This is a genomic window from Bradyrhizobium manausense (genome assembly GCF_018129685.1).
Classification (GTDB): domain Bacteria; phylum Pseudomonadota; class Alphaproteobacteria; order Rhizobiales; family Xanthobacteraceae; genus Bradyrhizobium; species Bradyrhizobium manausense_D.
The window spans coordinates 295,572-312,000 of sequence record NZ_JAFCLG010000001.1; the positions used below are offsets into that span (position 1 = coordinate 295,572).

Sequence of the window (16,429 nt, forward strand, 5' to 3'; positions counted from 1 at the left end):
TCCCAGTCGCGGTCCAGCTGCATTGACTAAATCCGCTGGGCATGGCGAGCAACACGAGGGCAGCGACCTGGTTCCAGATCAGATGCAGAGGCCGAGCAGCTTGACGTGGCAATCGCTGGGTTTGGACTTGCTGGCGGGCGCGGCCTCGCGTCTCACGGCCACCCGCGGCTCGCTGTCCTTGTCCTTCTTGCCCTTGCCGGGCTTCTGCTCGTAGTCGCCGGCGATCACCATGGCCCAATAAGTGCGCTTGCCGCTGGCGTTCTTCGCGCTCGCGATCCCGACGCGGGAGGCGTTGTGCAGCAGCAGGTTCTTGCGGTGCCCGGAGGAGTCGATCCACTGGCCCAGCGTCTTCTCGAAGACGTCGTAGCCGTAGGCGATGTTCTCGGCGGCGCGGCCGGCGCCTGACGGCGCGACGCGCTTGGTGAACGGGCCAAGGGCGTCGTGGCTGAGATCGTCCTTGGCCGCCATCGCGCGGGCCTGGTCCAGGGCAATGCGGTCGAGCGTGGCATCGCGAACGACGCGGCCCTCGCCATGCTTCAGGCGGAAGCTGGAGATCTGGTCGGCCGGGGATTCCGCCGCCGTCACAGGCGCGGCTGCCAGCAGCACCAGACCTGCGATCAGCAGGGCCGCGCGGCGCCTCATGGTCCCCCAGTTCCTCATTGGTCCCCAAGTCAGTGAAGTCCCCGGCTTCTCCCCCGGCATTGTGGACGCTTCAAGGCGTGGCGGAGCCGATAGCCTAACCGGCTGGCAGGTCTGCCTCGAAGTTGAAGCGATCGCGCAGGTTCTTGCGCTGCTCCAGGATGTCCTTCAGGAACGCGCGGTCCTGGTCGTTCTTCATCATCGGCTCGATCAGGTCGAGCTGGTTCATCGCGACCAGCTGCAGGATCTCGGTGCGCGGCTTGCCGCTGGCGTCGCGCGGCAGTGCGTGGACGACCTGGATGTGCTCCGGTGGCTTCGGACCCCTGGCCGCCGTGAGCGCGTCGCGGAGCTGGCCTTCCAGCGCGGTCTGATCGGCTTCGACAAAGGCATAGAGCCCGACGCCCGAACGGCGGTCGGCAAAGGCGACGATGGCGGTGTCGCGCACGGCCGGATTCCTGCGTATCAGGTCGACGAGTACAGGCGCATCGTTGACGAGCCGGCGACCGCCGCCCTCGCGGTCGGTGAAGTTGAACAGGCCGCGGGTAATCGCGCGATAGACCTTCTTGCCGGTCGCGAGCCAGAGGCTCGCGGCGAAGGATTTCTTGGCCAGCATCTTTCGCTCGCGCGGCGTCAGCGCCTCGGGCGCGTAGGTGCGCTTGTGCTTGAGCAGATGCCTGAGGTCTTCGTAGGCGAGGATACGATAGAGCCGGCCGCGCCTGATGAAGCAGGCGGCGAGCTGGAAGTCGGTAACATAGGCGCGGCCGTCGCGGCCGACCAGCCAATTCTGTTCCTTGGCGAGATCGTTGTGGCAGATGCCGGCGCGGCGCAGCCGGCGCAGTGCCGCCTTGGCCGAGCGGAAATAGGCAAGATCGCCATGAGGTTTTGCCAGATGCAGTGCGACGCCGTCGACGAAGCCGCGCACCAGCGCGCGGCGGCCGGCCCACAGCAACTCGGGGCCCACGTCGAGGCCTTTAGTCAGCGTGAGCGCGTGCTTTTCACGTGCGAACAGGTGGCGCGCCAGCAGGAATGACCACCATGGCACTTCATCGAGCCGTCGCAGCACAGCGTCAACCTCGCCGTCGTCGCCACGGAAGCGGCCGCGCTCGACGGTCGAGAACACGTCGCGCTTGAGCAGCACGCCTTCGGTCCAGCGCGCCGAGAGCACCGCGGCGTCGTCTTGCGGGAGACTCATCGAAAACTCACGCGGCTGCGGCGATACGTAAATGATCGGCGATCCAGCGATCGAGATCAGCGAGCGCCAATGCGCTCATCGCCTGCTTCTTGGCCACCGTCTTCTCGTTACCGCGCAGGCGCGTGCCGTCGGGCTTCTTGGTCGGCGCGCTGGCAAGCGGGGGAAACAGGCCAAAGTTGATGTTCATCGGCTGGAACGAGCGCGTACCCGGCTCGACGGTCTCGATATGGCCGCCGGTGATGTGGCCGAGCAGGGATCCGAGCGCCGTCGTCGCCGGCGGGCCGGCAAGCGTCTCGCCACGCGCATCGGCGGCGGCATAGAGCCCCGCGATCAGGCCGACGCTGGCGGACTCCACATAGCCCTCGCAACCCGTCATCTGCCCGGCAAAACGCAAGCGTGGCTGTGCGCGCAGGCGCAGCTGGCTGTCGAGCAGCTTCGGCGAGTTGAGGAAGGTGTTGCGATGAAGGCCGCCGAGGCGGGCGAATTCCGCTTTTTCGAGCCCCGGAATGGTGCGGAAGATGCGCTGCTGCTCGCCGTATTTCAGTTTCGTCTGGAAGCCGACGATGTTGTAGAGCGTGCCGAGCTTGTTGTCCTGGCGCAGCTGCACGACAGCGTAGGACTTGGTGGTCGGATCGTGCGGATTGGTGAGGCCGACCGGCTTCATCGGGCCGTGGCGCAGCGTTTCGGGGCCGCGTTCCGCCATCACTTCGATCGGCAGGCAGCCGTCGAAATAGGGCGTGTTGGTCTCCCATTCCTTGAATTCGGTCTTCTCGCCTGAAATCAGCGCGGCAACGAAGCCGTCATACTGCTCCTTGGTCATTGGGCAGTTGATGTAGTCGGCGCCGTTACCTCCAGGACCGACCTTGTCGTAGCGCGACTGGAACCAGGCCACCGACATGTCGATGGATTCGCGATGCACGATCGGCGCGATCGCGTCGAAGAAGGCGAGCGCGTTCTCGTCAGTCAGCTCGCGGATGGCGTCAGCCAAGGCTGGCGAGGTGAGGGGACCGGTCGCAACGATGACGTTGTTCCAGTCGGCCGGCGGCAGGCCCTTGATCTCGCCGCGGGCGATCTCGATCAGCGGATGGTCGTGAAGCGCCTTGGTGACTGCAACTGAGAAGCCGTCACGGTCGACCGCGAGCGCGCCGCCGGCGGGCACCTGGTTGGCATCGGCCGCGCGCATGATCAGCGAGTCGAGGCGGCGCATCTCGGCGTGCAGCAAGCCGACGGCATTGTTGGCGGCATCGTCCGAGCGGAATGAATTGGAGCAGACGAGCTCGGCGAGCCCGTCCGTGCGATGCGCCTCGGTCATGCGGTCCGGCCGCATTTCGTGCAGCACGACGGGCACGCCTGATTTCGCCACCTGCCAGGCGGCTTCGGAACCGGCAAGGCCGGCACCAATGACGTGCACAGTGTTGGATAGAGATCCTGTCATGGGGCGGACAGGTAGCGCTTTTCGGCGGTCAGTGGAATCGCCGAGATCGAGTTTTCTGCCATCTGAAACGACAGCGCCCGCACGAGGCGGGCGTTATCGGTTCGTCCGGTAAAGGGCTGAACGATATCAGCCCTGATACTGACCGGCGGCAACGCGCGGGATGTCCGAGCGATCGAGGCCGATATCGGCCAATTCGCGATCGCTGAGCTGGGACAGCTCGGCAACATTGCGCTGATAGTCCCGGAAAGCCTGGATCATGCGGATGAGCGAGAGCAGCATTGTAGTCTCCTGTAGTTCGATTCAGCCCTTGACCTGGGCGTCATCGTTGAAATGAATATAGGTGAGAGTGGTGCAGTGCGAAAGTTCCGATGTTGCGATGCAGCTAAGCGAGGAATGCATAGCATCGGTAAGGGATGATTAACCTCTCGGCAGTGCCGCCCAATCGCTGGGCGAGATCATCAGAGGAGCACAGTAAATCCCGGTTAAATCACGGATTTGACAACTTGTGCGTGGTTCCACGCGTTATTGAAATGGAGGATGTTTCCGCGACCTTCAAGCGGTTTGGCTAGCTTGTAGGCCCAAGTCCAGCATGCGCGATTCGCATGAGTTTGAGCCATTTAAAATGAATATTAGTTCATATTTTGAGAGGGGCGGCGGGCTTCGCGCTCCCGTCAAAGGGAGGGCCGATTCGCTTCGATGAAATTCGGAGAGGTCCGAGCCGCCTCGTGATGCTGCTCCGGCCGCCCGTCTCGCCCGCGATCGAGGGCATGCCCGACGGCGACAGCAAGTTTGTCGCGGAGAAAGAGATCACGGCGGCTCAGGACGCGCTGCTCTCCGGCAAGATGGGTGTGTGCGGTATCCACCTGAACAAGGCGATGCAAACCACCATGGGCAAGTGAACGAGTTAGTCGACGCAATCCAAGGTCGCCGGGCGATCGGCCCTCCGTTTTTTGTTGCTGTGCGAGCCTAAAGCGCGATGAGATTGGGTTGAATCGTCCTCGCCCTTCAGGTTGTTGCTTGAGCGTGATCTCCGCGCAATCGCATTCCGCGTTTTGTCGCGAGGGAAAACCGCTGCACACTTTTCCGGATCATGCCCTAGGGAGCATGCGCGAGCTGGGTGGCGAAATAGGCGACCGTCCTGGAATAGACCTCGCTCTTGTTCCACTGCTGCAGCACCGCGAAGTTCGGGCTGCCCGGCTGCCAATCCTTGCCCTTCTGCCAGCCATAGCCGGCGAGATAGTTCGCTGTGGAAGCGAGGACATCAGGCGCGTTGTGCAGCAGGTCGCGCTTGCCGTTGCCATCGAAATCGACGGCATATTTCATCCAGGACGACGGCATGAACTGGGTCTGGCCGAGCTCGCCGGCCCAGGCGCCCTTCATGTCGGCCGGCGCAAGATCGCCGCGCTGGACGATGCGCAGTGCATCCATCAGCTCGCCGCGAAACTGCTCGGCGCGGCGGCAATCATAGGCCAGCGTCGCCAGCGAGCGGATCGTCGCGAACTTGCCGGTGTTGACGCCGAAATCGGTCTCCAGACCCCAGATCGCGACCAGCACCTCGCCGGGCACGCCATAGGTCTGCTCGATGCGCGACAGCACCGATCCGTATTGCTTCATCATGTTGGAGCCGCGCGTCATCCGCGGCGGCACCATGCGCCCGGAAAACTCCTCGAAGGTCTGGGTGAAAACCTTTTGTGACTTGTCGCGGTTGAGCACGCTCTGGTCGAGAGTCACGCCGGCAAGTCCGGCGTTGATGGCCTGTTGCGAGATGCCCTTGGCAGCAGCCTCGGTTTTGAAGTCAGCGAGCCAAGCGTCGAAATTGCCTGATCCGCAAGCAACCGCGGCAAAGGCAGGTTCGGCGGAGACGATTGACGCTGAAAGGGCGAGGGCTGCGAGGGCGAGACGAGAAATCGTCAGGGTCATCAGAGTAAATTGATTCCGTGAAGTGGCATGTCCGGCGCCGGTAATCTCTGATGTAACAGCGGCCAAAGCAAGGCGTATGACAGCACCGCTCCCGCCGGATCACACCGGCGGGAGCGGCTGTAACGAGATCGTCGAGCTTAAGTCCTATTCCCTGTTTCGCCACGGGAAAAGGTTGGCAGGGAAATCGGCCGCCGGCTTGCGTAGACGCTGCGGCGGAGGCGGCACCGGCCGGGCACCGGGTTCGGAGACGATCACCTTGCGGTAGAGATGCCAGGTGGCGTGGCCGAGCACGGGAATGACCACCGCGAGCCCGAGGAACGCGGGGATCGTGCCGAGCGCCAGCAGCACCGCCACGATCAGGCCCCAGGCTGCCATCGGCACCGGGTTCTTGGCGACGACGCGAAGCGACGTGACCATTGCCTCCAGCGCGCCGGCGTGGCGGTCGAGCATCAGCGGGAATGACACCGCGCTGATGCAGAGCGCGGCAAGCGCGAACAGGAAGCCCGTGCCGCAGCCGATCAGGATCAGCCACCAGCCCTGCGATGTCGTCAGCACGCGCGTCACGAAATCCGAGACTCCGGTCACGCCTTCGTAACCGAACGCCGCCACATAGATCGCCTGTGCGGTCGCGACCCAGGTCACGAACAACGCCAGCAGCAGCGCGCCGAGGCCGAGCATGGCGCCAAACGAGGGTGAGCGCAGAACGTCCATGGCATCCCACGCGCTTGCCTCCTCAAAGCGTTCACGACGGCTCGAGAGTTCGTAAAGGCCTAGCGCCGCGAACGGGCCGATCAGGGCGAAGCCTGCGGCCAGCGGAAATAGCAGCGGTATCACCGAATAGCCCATGGCGACGCGCGCGATCACCAGGCCGAGCACCGGATAGATCACGCAGAGGATGATGGCGTGGCTCGGAACCGCCTTGAAATCTTCCCAGCCGCGTTTGAGTGCGTCGTGCAGATCGGACAGTTGGATGGTTCGGATCACCGGTCCAGCCGCGTCAGCGGTCTGGCCCATCGTCGGGACATTGCCCTGATAGAATGTGGCCATGGTCGGCTCGCTCCCTTGTCATGCAGCCGGATTCGGCGCCGACAACGGCGCAAGCGGCCGCTTTTTCGAGTTTCGCGAGTCCAACCAGACGCGAATTCCGGATGGCATCGCGAGCTGCGCCAGAAGCGTACGCCGATTTCCGAGTCCTGTCCCTCACGCTTGGGTGAGATTCGTCGCCGCAGTGCAACCTCGATTGCGTCATCCGGTCGTCATTTCGCCGCAGATAAGCTGATGCTGACTGCGGGGTCGCGGAACTTCGCGGGCGCTACGACGTAACTTCGGCTATAAGTGCCCACTCTGGGCCACCAATGGATCCTTTTTCGGGGAGCAGACATGAGCATTTTTGGGAAAATCATGGGCGCAATTTTCGGCAGCCACGCGGCTTCCGCTGCGCCCGCCGGCAGCGCACCCACCAGCGGGGCGGTGCCGGGCGGATCGGGCGGATCGGCGCCATCGTCTGCACCCGCGGCCGCGCCTGCGGCAACGGTGGACGTTGCCGCGATCGTCGACGCAGCCGCAGCAGCCCACAAGGGCGAAAAGCTGGAGTGGCGTACCTCGATCGTCGACCTGATGAAGGCCCTCGACGTCGATTCGAGCCTTGCTGCCCGCAAGGATCTCGCCAAGGAGCTCGGCTATACCGGCGACATGAACGACTCCGCCAGCATGAACGTCTGGCTGCACAAGCAGGTGATGTCCAAGCTGGCCGCCAATGGCGGCAAGCTGCCGCCGGAAATCAAGCACTGACCGACGCGCATCGAGCGACGCTTGACCTTGACAATGAGGGCCCGCGAGACCGCGGGCCTTTTTTCTTTCAGCCAACCAGGTCGGCATCTTCGGGATGCTTGTCGAGATAGTCGACGACGAAGCCGCAGCCTGCGATCACCTTCTTGCCGTCGTGCCGGATCAGCTCCAATGCGCCCTTGATCAGCTCGGACGCGATGCCGCGGCCGCGCAGTGCACGCGGCGTCTCGGTGTGGGTAATGATCACGGCAGACGGCGTCAGCCGGTAGCTGGCGAAGGCGAGCTCGCTGTCGACATCGAGCTCGAAGCGGCTCCTGTCCTTGTTGTCGCGTACCAATGCCGCCATGCAAGATCCTTCCGATGCGATGCGCATTTCCCCTGATCTAGGCGCCTGAACCCGCCCTTGCCAAGGCGCGACCAAGGAAGGTTGCTGCAGGGGAGATATCTGCAAAATGCGTGTCCGGCTCAGTCTGATGGCCTTGCTCGGCGCGTTCGCTGCGACTGCGCCGGTGCCGGCCGCTGCCGAGGGTGGTCCGGCGTGGGAGGCCTGCGTCGGGCTCACCAGCACGCCCGACCAGCGGGTCAAGGCCTGCTCGACGGTGATCGAGAGCAAGAGCGAGACGGGCCGCAGGCTTGCCGGGGCCTACTGCAACCGTGGGCATGGCCTCACCGAGACGCGCGAGCTCGATGCGGCCTTGTCTGATCTCGACGAGGCGGTCAAGCTCGATCCGACCTATGCCTGCGCCTACAACAATCGCGGCCGTGTCTACAGTTTCAAGCGCGACTATGACCGCGCCATTGCCGAGTACGACCAGGCCATCAAGCTCGATCCGTCGCTGGCGATGGCCTACAGCAATCGCGGCGAGTCCCGTTACAACAAGGGCGATATCGACGGCGCCTTTGCCGATTTCGACGCGGCGATCAAGCACGATCCCACCTATGCGATGGCCTATGCCAATCGCGGCTATATCTATGCCCGCAAGCGCGACACGGCGCATGCGCTCGCCGACTATACGATGCGGATCAAGCTGGCGCCGGATCTGCTTGCCTATATCGACCGTGGCAACGTCTATCGCGACAGCGAGCAGCTCGACCGCGCTGCCGCCGACTATGGCGAGGCCATCCGCGTCGCGCCAACCGATGCGCGCGGCTGGCGCAATCGCGGCATGATCCGGCTTTACCTCGGGGACAACAAAGGCGGGCTGTCCGACTACGACAAGGCGCTGCAATACGATCCCGCCGACGTGTTCTCCTGGAACAATCGCGGCCAAGCCAAAATGCGGCTTGGAGATAAGCAGGGGGCGATTGCCGACTTTCGGAAGGCGCTGGAATTGAAGCCGGGCTTGCAAACGGCGCAGGAGTCGCTGCGGAAGCTCGGCGCGCTGTGACGCCCCCGGTAGGGCTAGACCTTCACCAGATCCTGATAGTCCGGGTGCTTCTCGATCCACGCCTTCACGAACGGGCATTGCGGGATCAGCTTCAGGCCGCTCGCGCGAACCTGATCGAGCGCGCCTTGCACCAGTCGTGAGCCGACGCCCTTGCCGCCGAGTTCCTTCGGCACGTCGGTGTGCACGAAGGTGATGACATTGCCGTCGAGCTCGTAGTGCTCGGTCGCAAGATGGCCCTCCACCTCGAGTTCATAGCGGTGATGAGCCCTGCTGTTGATCACGTCGCTCATGATGTCTCCGGTCAGCTCTTCAGCGAGTCCGTCAGCATCTTGCGGATCGACCAGGTCTCGCCGTCGGAGGAGCCCCTGATGTCGTCGATCTTCCAGCTGCCGGCTTCGCGAACGAAGTCGTAACGCACGATCTGGTCGGCGGGTTTGCGGTCGTTGCGATGGCCGGTGATGGTCACCGCGAGCGTCGCCTTGTCTGCCTCCGTCTTCTCCGCGTCAACCTTGAACGATTTCACGTCCGGCTCCTGCGAATTCGTCACGGGATCGAAATCGACCGGCCCGACGTCGCCCTTGGGCGTATGCGCATCCGCCTTGGCCCACAGCGCGACCAGAGCCCTGGAGAGATACTTTGCTTTAGCCGCCTTGTTCTCGGTGACGAAGGCGGCGCCGCCATCGCCCTTGCCCTTGGCGGCACGGGTATAGATCGCCGTCAGGATGGAAGCGGGATCGCCGGCGGCGGGCGCCTGAGCGAAGGCGGGCGTGGTGGCGGCGAAGAGAGAGGCGGCAATGAGGCTGCGGCGGGTGAGCATGGATCGTCCCTGGAATGATGGCGCGCGAAGAGGAGAGGCCGGAATAGCCGAATTCAGCGCGGTATCTCAGTAGACAGGCGCATCAGCCATTCGGTTCAATCGGCCGCTCTGGCGAGCCTGGAATCGTCCGGCTGAGGTTTTGCGGGGAGGCAGCCCTGGCAGATGACCAGCGAACGGTTCACCCTGGCGTCCTGGTCGGCATCGGTGCCGTCGCTCGCGGGTCGGGCGGCAGTGCGCGCTGTTCGCGCTGGGGAACGCGGCTGGTTGGGGTTTTCACCCGCGCCATCCCAGGCATAGCGCGCGGGCCTGAAGGCAGGATCTGGGGCAAGGCTCGCTTGCGGGGCCATCGCGCAGCCGGCAAGCGCCAGCGACAACAGCAGAACGGCGGGCGCTTTGACCATGATGCGACACTCTGTACGCGGATACGGAGCGAGGTTGCCCCGATCATGTTTAAAATTCCCTGAACTCGTGCATGGATGGTGCCCGGCCTTGCGAGGCCGTTCTCGATCGCGATAAATGGGCTGCAATGAGCGGGCGGCCAGCGTGCCGTTCGCCGCCCAAGAGGAAGCCCCATGCAGCCGCTCCGCATGTCCCGCCGCGTCATGAATCTCGCTCATATGCTGACCCAGAACGCGCGGCGGCATGGATCGCGCCCCGGCTTCGTCTGGGGCGACAAATCCTGGACCTGGCGCGAGATCGACGCGCAGGTCTCGGCGCTCGCGGCTGCGCTCGCCGCGCGCGGCATCGCCAAAGGCGATCGCGTCCTCGTCCATTCCAAGAATGGCGACGAGATGTTCGTCTCGATGTTCGCCGCGTTCCGCCTTGGCGCGGTCTGGGTGCCCACCAATTTCCGCCTGATGCCGGACGAGGTCGCCTATCTCGCGCAGGCATCGGGCGCGAAGGCCTTTCTTTGCCATGTCGATTTCCCCGAGCACGCGGCGAGCGTGAAGGGTGGCGCGTTGGAATTCACCTGGAGCGTCGACGGCAGGGCCTCGTTCGGCGAGCGCTCGGTGGCCGACGCCATCGCATCGCAGGCGGGCAGCGTGGTCGAGAACGTCGCGGTCGAGCATGACGATCCCTGCTGGTTCTTCTTCACATCAGGCACCACCGGCCGCTCAAAAGCCGCGGTGCTGACGCACGGCCAGATGGGGTTTGTCGTCACCAACCATCTTGCTGATCTCACCCCAGGTGTGACCGAGGCGGATGCATCGCTGGTGGTGGCACCGCTCTCGCACGGCGCGGGCGTGCATCAGCTGGTGCAGACTGCGCGCGGCGTCTGTACCGTGCTGCTGCCGACCGAAAAATTCGACATCGACGAGGCATTCCGCCTGATCGAAAAGCACCGCGTCGCCAATCTCTTCACGGTGCCGACGATCCTGAAGATGATGGTCGAGCACCCTGCCGCCGAAAAATACGATCATTCCTCGCTGCGCCACGTCATCTATGCGGGGGCGCCGATGTATCGCGAGGACCAGAAGGCTGCGCTGAAAAAGCTCGGCAAGGTCATCGTGCAATATTTCGGCCTGGGTGAGGTCACCGGCAACATCACCGTGCTGCCGGCGGCGCTGCACGATCCCGAGGACGGTCCGCACGCGAAGATCGGCACCTGCGGCTTCGAACGCACCGGCATGCAGGTCTCGATCCAGGACGACGAGGGCCGCGAGCTCCAGGCGAACCAGAGCGGCGAGATCTGCGTGATCGGGCCCGCGGTGCTCGCCGGCTATTACGACAATCCCGAAGCCAATGCGAAGGCATTCCGCAACGGCTGGTTTCGCACCGGCGATCTCGGCCATATGGACGAGGAGGGCTTCCTCTACATCACCGGCCGCGCCTCCGACATGTACATCTCCGGCGGCTCCAACATCTATCCGCGCGAGATCGAGGAAAAGATCCTGACGCATCCTTCGGTTGGCGAGGTCGCCGTGCTCGGCGTGCCCGATGCGACCTGGGGCGAGGTCGGTGTCGCCGTCTGCGTTGCGCGCGAGGGCGCTAAGCCGGTCAGCGAAGCCGAGATGGCAGCGTTTCTGTCTCCGAAGGTACCACGCTACAAGATGCCGAAGCGGTTCTTCTTCTGGGAGGCGCTGCCCAAATCCGGCTATGGCAAGGTGCCGAAACGCATGGTGCGCGACGAGCTCGAGGCGCGCGGCCTGCTCGATCTCGACAAGACCAAGGCCAGCTGAGCGCGGGGCATGCGGAGCATCAGGCAGCCAGGCGCGCCGGTCCCCGAGCGCCTTCAATGGGTGGAGGCGAGGGGGCGCGCATTCTCATTCACGCTTCAAGCAGGTCTGCCGCTGCTCGAAGCCGCGCGCCGCGGTTTTGCCGCCGAAGGGTTTGCCGGTGGCGTGTTGAATTTCACGAGCGGCGCGCTCGGGCCGTTCGGTTACGTGATGCCGGCGCTGTCGAAGACCGGCGAGAACGCGGCGTTCTACAGCGACACCTATCGGCCCGCGGGTGTGACGCGCACCAGGCTCGGCTGCATGACGCTGGGCATGCGCGACGGTGCGCCGTTCTTTCATTGTCACGGGCTGTGGACCGAGGCGGACGGCAAGGCGGGCGGCGGCCACATGCTGCCGGACGAGACAGATGTCGCCGAGCCCTTCGAGGTTCGCGCGTTCGGCATCGACGGTGCGACGTTCACCGCGGAGCCTGACCCGGAGACGAATTTCAAGCTGTTCGGGCCGGTCGCCTCCGCGAATACCGGCGCGCGAACGGCCAGCCGCGCCTTTGCCCTGCGACTGCGTCCCAACCAGGATCTTGCCTGTTGTCTCGAGGCGTTCTGCCGCGCACGCGGCATCGCGCGGGCGAAGATCCACGGCGGCGTCGGCTCGACCATCGGTGCGCGCTTCACCCATGGCGGCGTGACCGAGCCGTTTGCCACCGAGCTCGCGATATCAGCCGGGACGGTCGCGCCTGGCGCGTCCGGCGCGCTCGAAGCTGTGCTCGACGTCGCCCTGATCGACTACACCGGCGGCATCGGAGAGGGCCGTCTGGTCCGCGGCGACAATCCCGTGCTGATGACGATGGAGCTGGTGGTGGAGGCGTTGGACTAGCCCCGGCAACCTCAAGCCCGCGGTGCCGCTCGATCACCACGGGCTGGCGCGCATCTTCGCCATCGCCAGGTAAGTCGAGTCGCTGATGCCTGACGTCCCCGAGCCCGATCCCTGAAACAGATCCAGCACGGGCGAATAGGTATGGCTGGCGTTTTTCGCGTCGTACATGGCGGAAAAGCGGCTGAGCAGTTTCGCAACCTTGGTCGGATCGCCGAGATCTTTGAGGTTGAGATATTTCTCCACGATCTTGGCCTGCTGATCGATCTGCATCGATGCCATCTGATCGGGCAAGTCGAAAGTGGTCCGGAACACCTCCGAGAGAGCCTTGTCGGCGAGGATGTCGTAGGCGGACGTGATGTGTCCGGCCATGCGCTGGAAGTACAGCGCCAGACGCACCCCGGGATTGGTGTCGCCCTGCTGCTGCTCCAGGCTTTGCTCGAGATAGTTCTTTTGCGTCGCGAGGTACTGGTCGCGCTTTTGCGGTCCCGTCATCGGCAGACGCGCGACGTTGCCGTTCTTGTCAAAGTTGAACGACGCTGCGATCTCCGCAAAACGTGGGTCGCTCTCCGTGTTTGCGAAGCTTTTTGGATCATTCAGATCAGAGGCGAAGATTTTCTTCAGATAGGCGGTGCTCACTTTCGAAGGGTCCAGACCCTTGGCGACAAGAACAAAGTCGACGAGCTTCGTGCTCGCGAGCAGATCAGAAACGCTCTTGATGCCGCCGATCGATTGCTGATAGTCCGACGCATCCTTCTGCGCCTGAGTTTTGATCCTGGCTTGGTCCTGCGTGCTGGCAAACTTCAGCTTCGCAATGACGTAGTTCTTCGCGGTATCGAGGATTTCGGCCGAATCCTGCGCGGCCAGGGGTGTCGTCAGATTGCCCTTGGCGTCGAAGTTGAACGCGCGTGCGAGCTTGACATATCGATCGTCCTTGAGCGTGTAGACGTAGCTCTTGGGGTCGTTGAGGTCGCTTTCGAGAATCGCCTTCACGGTGGACTGCGAGACCTGCGTGGGATCGAGGCCGACGGCCGAAAGTGCAAAATCATACGCGCCTGATGTCGACAGGAGCGTCTGGATCGACGTCACGTGGGGGATGAACTTTCGGAACTGACCGACCTGCAAGGCTTCCTGCAACGGACTGGCCGCCGCATAGACCGCTGACTTGCTGTCGTCGAAGCTCTTGGTCGTGGCGGCGATGTTTGCTGCGGTCTGCGCAGGCGTCCCCGGCGGCAGCGACCCGTCGGACGAAAACGCGAACGCCCCGGCCAGATCGATGAATCGCCCGGTCGTTGCGATGGCGTCGTTGCTGCTGGATATGCTGCTCGTTGCCAATTGCAGGCGATGTTTTTCGACCAGGATCTGGACATTCAACTGATTGACGTCAGCGCCGGGCTGCGACAGTTGCGCCGTGTAATCAGCGATCTTCGAACGGGCGTCCGACGCGTCCGACTTTGCCTGAGCCAGCTGGGCGTTCAGGTCGTCCAGCTGGGACTTGAAGGTGACATTGACGTAGCTGTTCGGATCGGAGGGATCGCTGGACAGGACCTGTTTGATCGTGTCACGGGACCATTTGCTTTGGTCGATCCCGAATGCCGAGGCGACATAGTTGCGCAGGCGATCGTCGTCCAGAAGCTGGTCGACACTGGTCACGGTGTCGATCTTGGCATTGTAGTAACGCGTGTCGGCAGCCACGGAATCGACATTGCTCTTCATCGCCGCCGTGTAGAGCCCGATCATGTCGTCGGTCTGGTTTTCCGACTGCGCAACCCTGGTGTCGCCGCCGCCGAAGGAAAATGCCGCGGCGAACTCCCGGTAGCGTTTGTCGATCAGCGTGTTGGCGAAACTCTTCGGGTCCGAAAGGTCGCTCTGCAGCACCTTCTTCATGAACGCCTTGGCGTAGGCCATATCTTCCAGGCCATAGGCTTTCGTGACGTAGTGATACAGGCGATAGTCATTCATCAAATCGTCAACGGTGTGCACCTTGCCGATGTTGGCTTTGTAATAGGCAGCTTCCCGCGAGACGTCCGATTGCTGCGCCACCCGCGTCAGGGACTGCGCGAGATTCCGCGCGATGTAGCTGTAGCTGAAATTGGTGGATACCATGGGCTTCCTGACGGCTCGGCGGGGCTAGTCGGCGCGGCCTGGACGTCCGTCAATCATTGCCGGGTCGCAAGGCGGAAGACTGGCCTCATGCCAGCAGGCAGAAACATTGTTTCTGAGTATTACAGCGATTCTGGACGACAGCCTTGGGTCAGATTTTGCGTCCAAGTGCCGCATCGATAGGGATCGCTGCGGCAAGCCTCCCGCAAGCAAGACGTGAACAGGCTTCATCGTCCCCTGGCATCTGCAATCGCGGCATGTCGTCACGTTCTCGCGGCACATCGTGCCCGAGCTTTGTGGGTCGCGAGCGGCGCGGCTGCCACGCGAGCCCGCGAAGCGGTCTTTGCCGCACGGCGGCTAAGATGGCGCCGGCTGTCCGACGCTGGTCAGCAAGACCGAGGCGATCTCATCCATTCGCTCAAACATTTGGTCCGGCGCGCGAGCCCGCAACGCCGCCGGCGCCGCATAACCCCAGCACACCGCGCCGCAAGTCACGCCCACGGCGCGCGCCGCCTCGATGTCGCGAACCTCGTCGCCGATCGCGATGACCTTGCCCGGCTCCACGCCAGCCCGCCGGACGACGCGGCGAAATTTCGCGGGCTTGCCGAAGATCGATGCCGCGCAGTCAAAATGTGAAAATAGTGCGGCGGCCTCGCCAAGCTTCTCGCGCGCATTGGCCTCGCTGTCCGACGTCACCAGCGCAAGCTGCACGCCGTTCCCGGCCAGCGTCCGCAGCATCGCTTCGGCGCCCGCAAACAGCGGAATCTCGCCAGCGGCTTCTCCCTTCAGTCGCCGCGCATAGCGCGCGATCGCCGGCAGCTTCCACAAGGGCACCTCGAGCCGGGAGAGGATCTCCCGCGTCGACGCATGCCGCAGCTCCTCGACATCCTCATCGGCGACGCGCCGAAAGCCGAAGCGGTCGGCGACGTCGTTGATGGTGCGCAGGAACCAGGGAAAGCTGTCGACGAGCGTGCCGTCGAGATCGAAGATGGCGAGAGCGTAGGGCATGGGGAGGGCTACTAGCTAGCCGGGCTTACTGGTGATTTGGCCGAGGTGTCGGAGCTCAATAATGCTGTGCGTCGCACATGCTCACTGGCCCACTCTGCAAATGCAATACGCGAGGCCGAGTCAGCGAAAACCGTGGCTGGAATGAAAAAACCAATCCGTGCGTTGTACCAGAGCGCGACCAGCGTATCAGTGTCCTTCACCGCTGCGATCGCAGACCAAGACATCCGGCTTTCGTTGCCCGGAGTCCTAATGACTATCGAGACATCATCAAAGGCAACCTGCCACCTAATCCGCGCGGCTCCGCGCAGCTCGAACAATCTGTCCAACATCCGGCGACTACTCCAGCCGATCACGAAGAACGCGAAGTAGTACCCCAGGATGAACCACATTAACGATCCGAATGCTCCGCCCGGTGTCAACCAACCTCGATCCACGGCTGTGCAGGCCCAAACGATGATCAGGAAGTTCGCGACGAGTGGAGCACCAACACTGATACGCCGGTCAATGAAAGCCTTGAGGTTTTTACCAGCAAGATTTCTAAAAACTCTGTCCTCGGCTCTGGTGACTTGAAATTCGAAATGAAAGCCGCTTGCTTCGGTTGCGTTGCTCAAATCTGACCTCCCGACGACGAAGTCAGAAAGGTATAGCAAGGATCAGCGACTAACCAGAGGTTGCTGGTAGGCCGACCAAGTATTGCGCCGCGAACGATGCTCAGAAGATGGCGGGAGATTAGGGTGCTAGGATTTCCAGGCGGCCTGGGCAGGCTTCAGCTCGGAAAGCGAGGGGTAAGGCACCTCGTTCGCCCAAGCGCGTGGTCCGAGCCAGCCACCCTCCAGCGCATCGATGTAGAAGAGATCGATGACGTAGATGTGGTTCAGCGTGCGTTGAATGCTCGGGAAGAAGCCGGTCCGCCGGGCTTCGAGCTCGGCCTGGCTCAGACCGGCGCAGGCGGAGAGCAGGCGATGGTTCGCCCAGGCATTGTTGTGGGCGAAGGCGCGATAGGTTTGCACGAGGCCAGCGGACATGGAGGTCTTTTCCGGATCCGGTATCTCGAGAAGACCAGTGGCGGATTACGCTGCGCCAATCCGCCCT

At 63.3% G+C, this 16,429-nt stretch carries 18 protein-coding genes and 1 pseudogene; 5 read left to right on the forward strand and 14 right to left on the reverse strand.

Annotated features, from left to right (window positions below; genetic code table 11):
• Positions 1–78: 78 nt before the first annotated feature.
• From JQ621_RS01445 to JQ621_RS01460, 4 genes are all read right to left on the reverse strand, one after another.
• Complete coding sequence (locus JQ621_RS01445) at positions 79–642, reverse strand: CAP domain-containing protein (RefSeq protein WP_249124583.1); 564 nt, start codon at positions 640–642, stop codon at positions 79–81.
• Positions 643–736: 94 nt separating this feature from the next.
• Entirely contained in the window at positions 737–1,831 is a 1,095-nt protein-coding gene (locus tag JQ621_RS01450; RefSeq protein ID WP_212232644.1) for an AMP-binding enzyme, read from the reverse strand.
• Between the two features lie 7 nt (positions 1,832–1,838).
• Positions 1,839–3,266 carry a methylenetetrahydrofolate--tRNA-(uracil(54)-C(5))-methyltransferase (FADH(2)-oxidizing) TrmFO gene (gene trmFO, locus JQ621_RS01455; RefSeq protein WP_212232645.1) on the reverse strand — a complete coding sequence of 476 codons (1,428 nt, stop codon included), beginning with the start codon at positions 3,264–3,266 and terminating at the stop codon, positions 1,839–1,841.
• A 126-nt stretch (positions 3,267–3,392) separates the two neighbouring features.
• Positions 3,393–3,545: a DUF1127 domain-containing protein gene (locus tag JQ621_RS01460; protein WP_007590701.1), complete on the reverse strand. Its 153-nt coding sequence runs from the start codon at positions 3,543–3,545 to the stop codon at positions 3,393–3,395.
• A gap of 446 nt (positions 3,546–3,991) precedes the next feature.
• On the opposite strand from JQ621_RS01460, the gene JQ621_RS01465 reads away from it, so the two are divergent.
• Complete coding sequence (locus JQ621_RS01465; RefSeq protein WP_212233839.1) at positions 3,992–4,165, forward strand: hypothetical protein; 174 nt, start codon at positions 3,992–3,994, stop codon at positions 4,163–4,165.
• Positions 4,166–4,361: 196 nt separating this feature from the next.
• Here the strand turns inward: JQ621_RS01465 and JQ621_RS01470 are convergent, their stop codons facing one another.
• Positions 4,362–5,186, reverse strand: a complete 825-nt coding sequence (locus tag JQ621_RS01470) for a lytic murein transglycosylase (RefSeq protein WP_212232646.1) — start codon at positions 5,184–5,186, stop codon at positions 4,362–4,364.
• 144 nt (positions 5,187–5,330) lie between these two features.
• The gene (locus JQ621_RS01475; protein WP_212232647.1) at positions 5,331–6,233 is read right to left on the reverse strand and encodes a DUF2189 domain-containing protein; all 903 of its coding nucleotides are present in this window, start codon (positions 6,231–6,233) and stop codon (positions 5,331–5,333) included.
• Positions 6,234–6,566: 333 nt separating this feature from the next.
• On the opposite strand from JQ621_RS01475, the gene JQ621_RS01480 reads away from it, so the two are divergent.
• Positions 6,567–6,977 carry a DUF3597 domain-containing protein gene (locus JQ621_RS01480; protein WP_212232648.1) on the forward strand — a complete coding sequence of 137 codons (411 nt, stop codon included), beginning with the start codon at positions 6,567–6,569 and terminating at the stop codon, positions 6,975–6,977.
• Between the two features lie 67 nt (positions 6,978–7,044).
• On the opposite strand, the gene JQ621_RS01485 is transcribed toward JQ621_RS01480, so the two are convergent.
• Positions 7,045–7,320: a GNAT family N-acetyltransferase gene (locus JQ621_RS01485; RefSeq protein WP_212232649.1), complete on the reverse strand. Its 276-nt coding sequence runs from the start codon at positions 7,318–7,320 to the stop codon at positions 7,045–7,047.
• 106 nt (positions 7,321–7,426) lie between these two features.
• Between JQ621_RS01485 and JQ621_RS01490 the strand changes: the two genes are divergently transcribed.
• Positions 7,427–8,362 (forward strand): tetratricopeptide repeat protein, encoded by a 936-nt coding sequence (locus JQ621_RS01490; protein WP_212232650.1) that lies wholly within the window; start codon positions 7,427–7,429, stop codon positions 8,360–8,362.
• Positions 8,363–8,376: 14 nt separating this feature from the next.
• Here JQ621_RS01490 and JQ621_RS01495 read toward each other — a convergent pair whose 3' ends face one another.
• From JQ621_RS01495 to JQ621_RS01505, 3 genes are all read right to left on the reverse strand, one after another.
• Positions 8,377–8,652: a GNAT family N-acetyltransferase gene (locus JQ621_RS01495; protein WP_212232651.1), complete on the reverse strand. Its 276-nt coding sequence runs from the start codon at positions 8,650–8,652 to the stop codon at positions 8,377–8,379.
• 11 nt (positions 8,653–8,663) lie between these two features.
• On the reverse strand, positions 8,664–9,179 hold the full coding sequence (locus JQ621_RS01500; protein WP_212232652.1) for a DUF3828 domain-containing protein: 516 nt from the start codon (positions 9,177–9,179) through the stop codon (positions 8,664–8,666).
• Positions 9,180–9,274: 95 nt separating this feature from the next.
• Positions 9,275–9,580 (reverse strand): hypothetical protein, encoded by a 306-nt coding sequence (locus JQ621_RS01505; protein WP_212232653.1) that lies wholly within the window; start codon positions 9,578–9,580, stop codon positions 9,275–9,277.
• A gap of 171 nt (positions 9,581–9,751) precedes the next feature.
• Between JQ621_RS01505 and JQ621_RS01510 the strand changes: the two genes are divergently transcribed.
• Positions 9,752–11,359 (forward strand): acyl-CoA synthetase, encoded by a 1,608-nt coding sequence (locus JQ621_RS01510; protein ID WP_212232654.1) that lies wholly within the window; start codon positions 9,752–9,754, stop codon positions 11,357–11,359.
• 9 nt (positions 11,360–11,368) lie between these two features.
• The gene (locus tag JQ621_RS01515) at positions 11,369–12,229 is read left to right on the forward strand and encodes a PCC domain-containing protein (RefSeq protein WP_212232655.1); all 861 of its coding nucleotides are present in this window, start codon (positions 11,369–11,371) and stop codon (positions 12,227–12,229) included.
• Between the two features lie 33 nt (positions 12,230–12,262).
• On the opposite strand, the gene JQ621_RS01520 is transcribed toward JQ621_RS01515, so the two are convergent.
• The 4 genes and pseudogenes from JQ621_RS01520 to JQ621_RS01535 all read right to left on the reverse strand — a co-directional run.
• The gene (locus tag JQ621_RS01520; RefSeq protein WP_212232656.1) at positions 12,263–14,332 is read right to left on the reverse strand and encodes a DUF1217 domain-containing protein; all 2,070 of its coding nucleotides are present in this window, start codon (positions 14,330–14,332) and stop codon (positions 12,263–12,265) included.
• A 354-nt stretch (positions 14,333–14,686) separates the two neighbouring features.
• Positions 14,687–15,337 carry an HAD-IA family hydrolase gene (locus JQ621_RS01525; protein ID WP_212232657.1) on the reverse strand — a complete coding sequence of 217 codons (651 nt, stop codon included), beginning with the start codon at positions 15,335–15,337 and terminating at the stop codon, positions 14,687–14,689.
• Positions 15,338–15,348: 11 nt separating this feature from the next.
• A complete protein-coding gene (locus tag JQ621_RS01530; protein ID WP_212232658.1) occupies positions 15,349–15,948 on the reverse strand; it encodes a YcxB family protein in 600 nt (199 codons plus the stop codon).
• A 138-nt stretch (positions 15,949–16,086) separates the two neighbouring features.
• A pseudogene (locus JQ621_RS01535) lies at positions 16,087–16,362 on the reverse strand (DinB family protein); the annotation flags it as partial.
• Positions 16,363–16,429 lie beyond the last annotated feature (67 nt).

Coding starts and splice junctions, on each gene's coding strand:
- JQ621_RS01445 (WP_249124583.1), bottom strand. CDS start 642: ATGAGGCGCCGCGCGGCCCTGCTGATCGCAGGTCTGGTGCTGCTGGCA.
- JQ621_RS01450 (WP_212232644.1), bottom strand. CDS start 1,831: ATGAGTCTCCCGCAAGACGACGCCGCGGTGCTCTCGGCGCGCTGGACC.
- trmFO (WP_212232645.1), bottom strand. CDS start 3,266: ATGACAGGATCTCTATCCAACACTGTGCACGTCATTGGTGCCGGCCTT.
- JQ621_RS01460 (WP_007590701.1), bottom strand. CDS start 3,545: ATGCTGCTCTCGCTCATCCGCATGATCCAGGCTTTCCGGGACTATCAG.
- JQ621_RS01470 (WP_212232646.1), bottom strand. CDS start 5,186: ATGACCCTGACGATTTCTCGTCTCGCCCTCGCAGCCCTCGCCCTTTCA.
- JQ621_RS01475 (WP_212232647.1), bottom strand. CDS start 6,233: ATGGCCACATTCTATCAGGGCAATGTCCCGACGATGGGCCAGACCGCT.
- JQ621_RS01480 (WP_212232648.1), top strand. CDS start 6,567: ATGAGCATTTTTGGGAAAATCATGGGCGCAATTTTCGGCAGCCACGCG.
- JQ621_RS01485 (WP_212232649.1), bottom strand. CDS start 7,320: ATGGCGGCATTGGTACGCGACAACAAGGACAGGAGCCGCTTCGAGCTC.
- JQ621_RS01490 (WP_212232650.1), top strand. CDS start 7,427: ATGCGTGTCCGGCTCAGTCTGATGGCCTTGCTCGGCGCGTTCGCTGCG.
- JQ621_RS01495 (WP_212232651.1), bottom strand. CDS start 8,652: ATGAGCGACGTGATCAACAGCAGGGCTCATCACCGCTATGAACTCGAG.
- JQ621_RS01500 (WP_212232652.1), bottom strand. CDS start 9,179: ATGCTCACCCGCCGCAGCCTCATTGCCGCCTCTCTCTTCGCCGCCACC.
- JQ621_RS01505 (WP_212232653.1), bottom strand. CDS start 9,580: ATGGTCAAAGCGCCCGCCGTTCTGCTGTTGTCGCTGGCGCTTGCCGGC.
- JQ621_RS01510 (WP_212232654.1), top strand. CDS start 9,752: ATGCAGCCGCTCCGCATGTCCCGCCGCGTCATGAATCTCGCTCATATG.
- JQ621_RS01515 (WP_212232655.1), top strand. CDS start 11,369: ATGCGGAGCATCAGGCAGCCAGGCGCGCCGGTCCCCGAGCGCCTTCAA.
- JQ621_RS01520 (WP_212232656.1), bottom strand. CDS start 14,332: ATGGTATCCACCAATTTCAGCTACAGCTACATCGCGCGGAATCTCGCG.
- JQ621_RS01525 (WP_212232657.1), bottom strand. CDS start 15,337: ATGCCCTACGCTCTCGCCATCTTCGATCTCGACGGCACGCTCGTCGAC.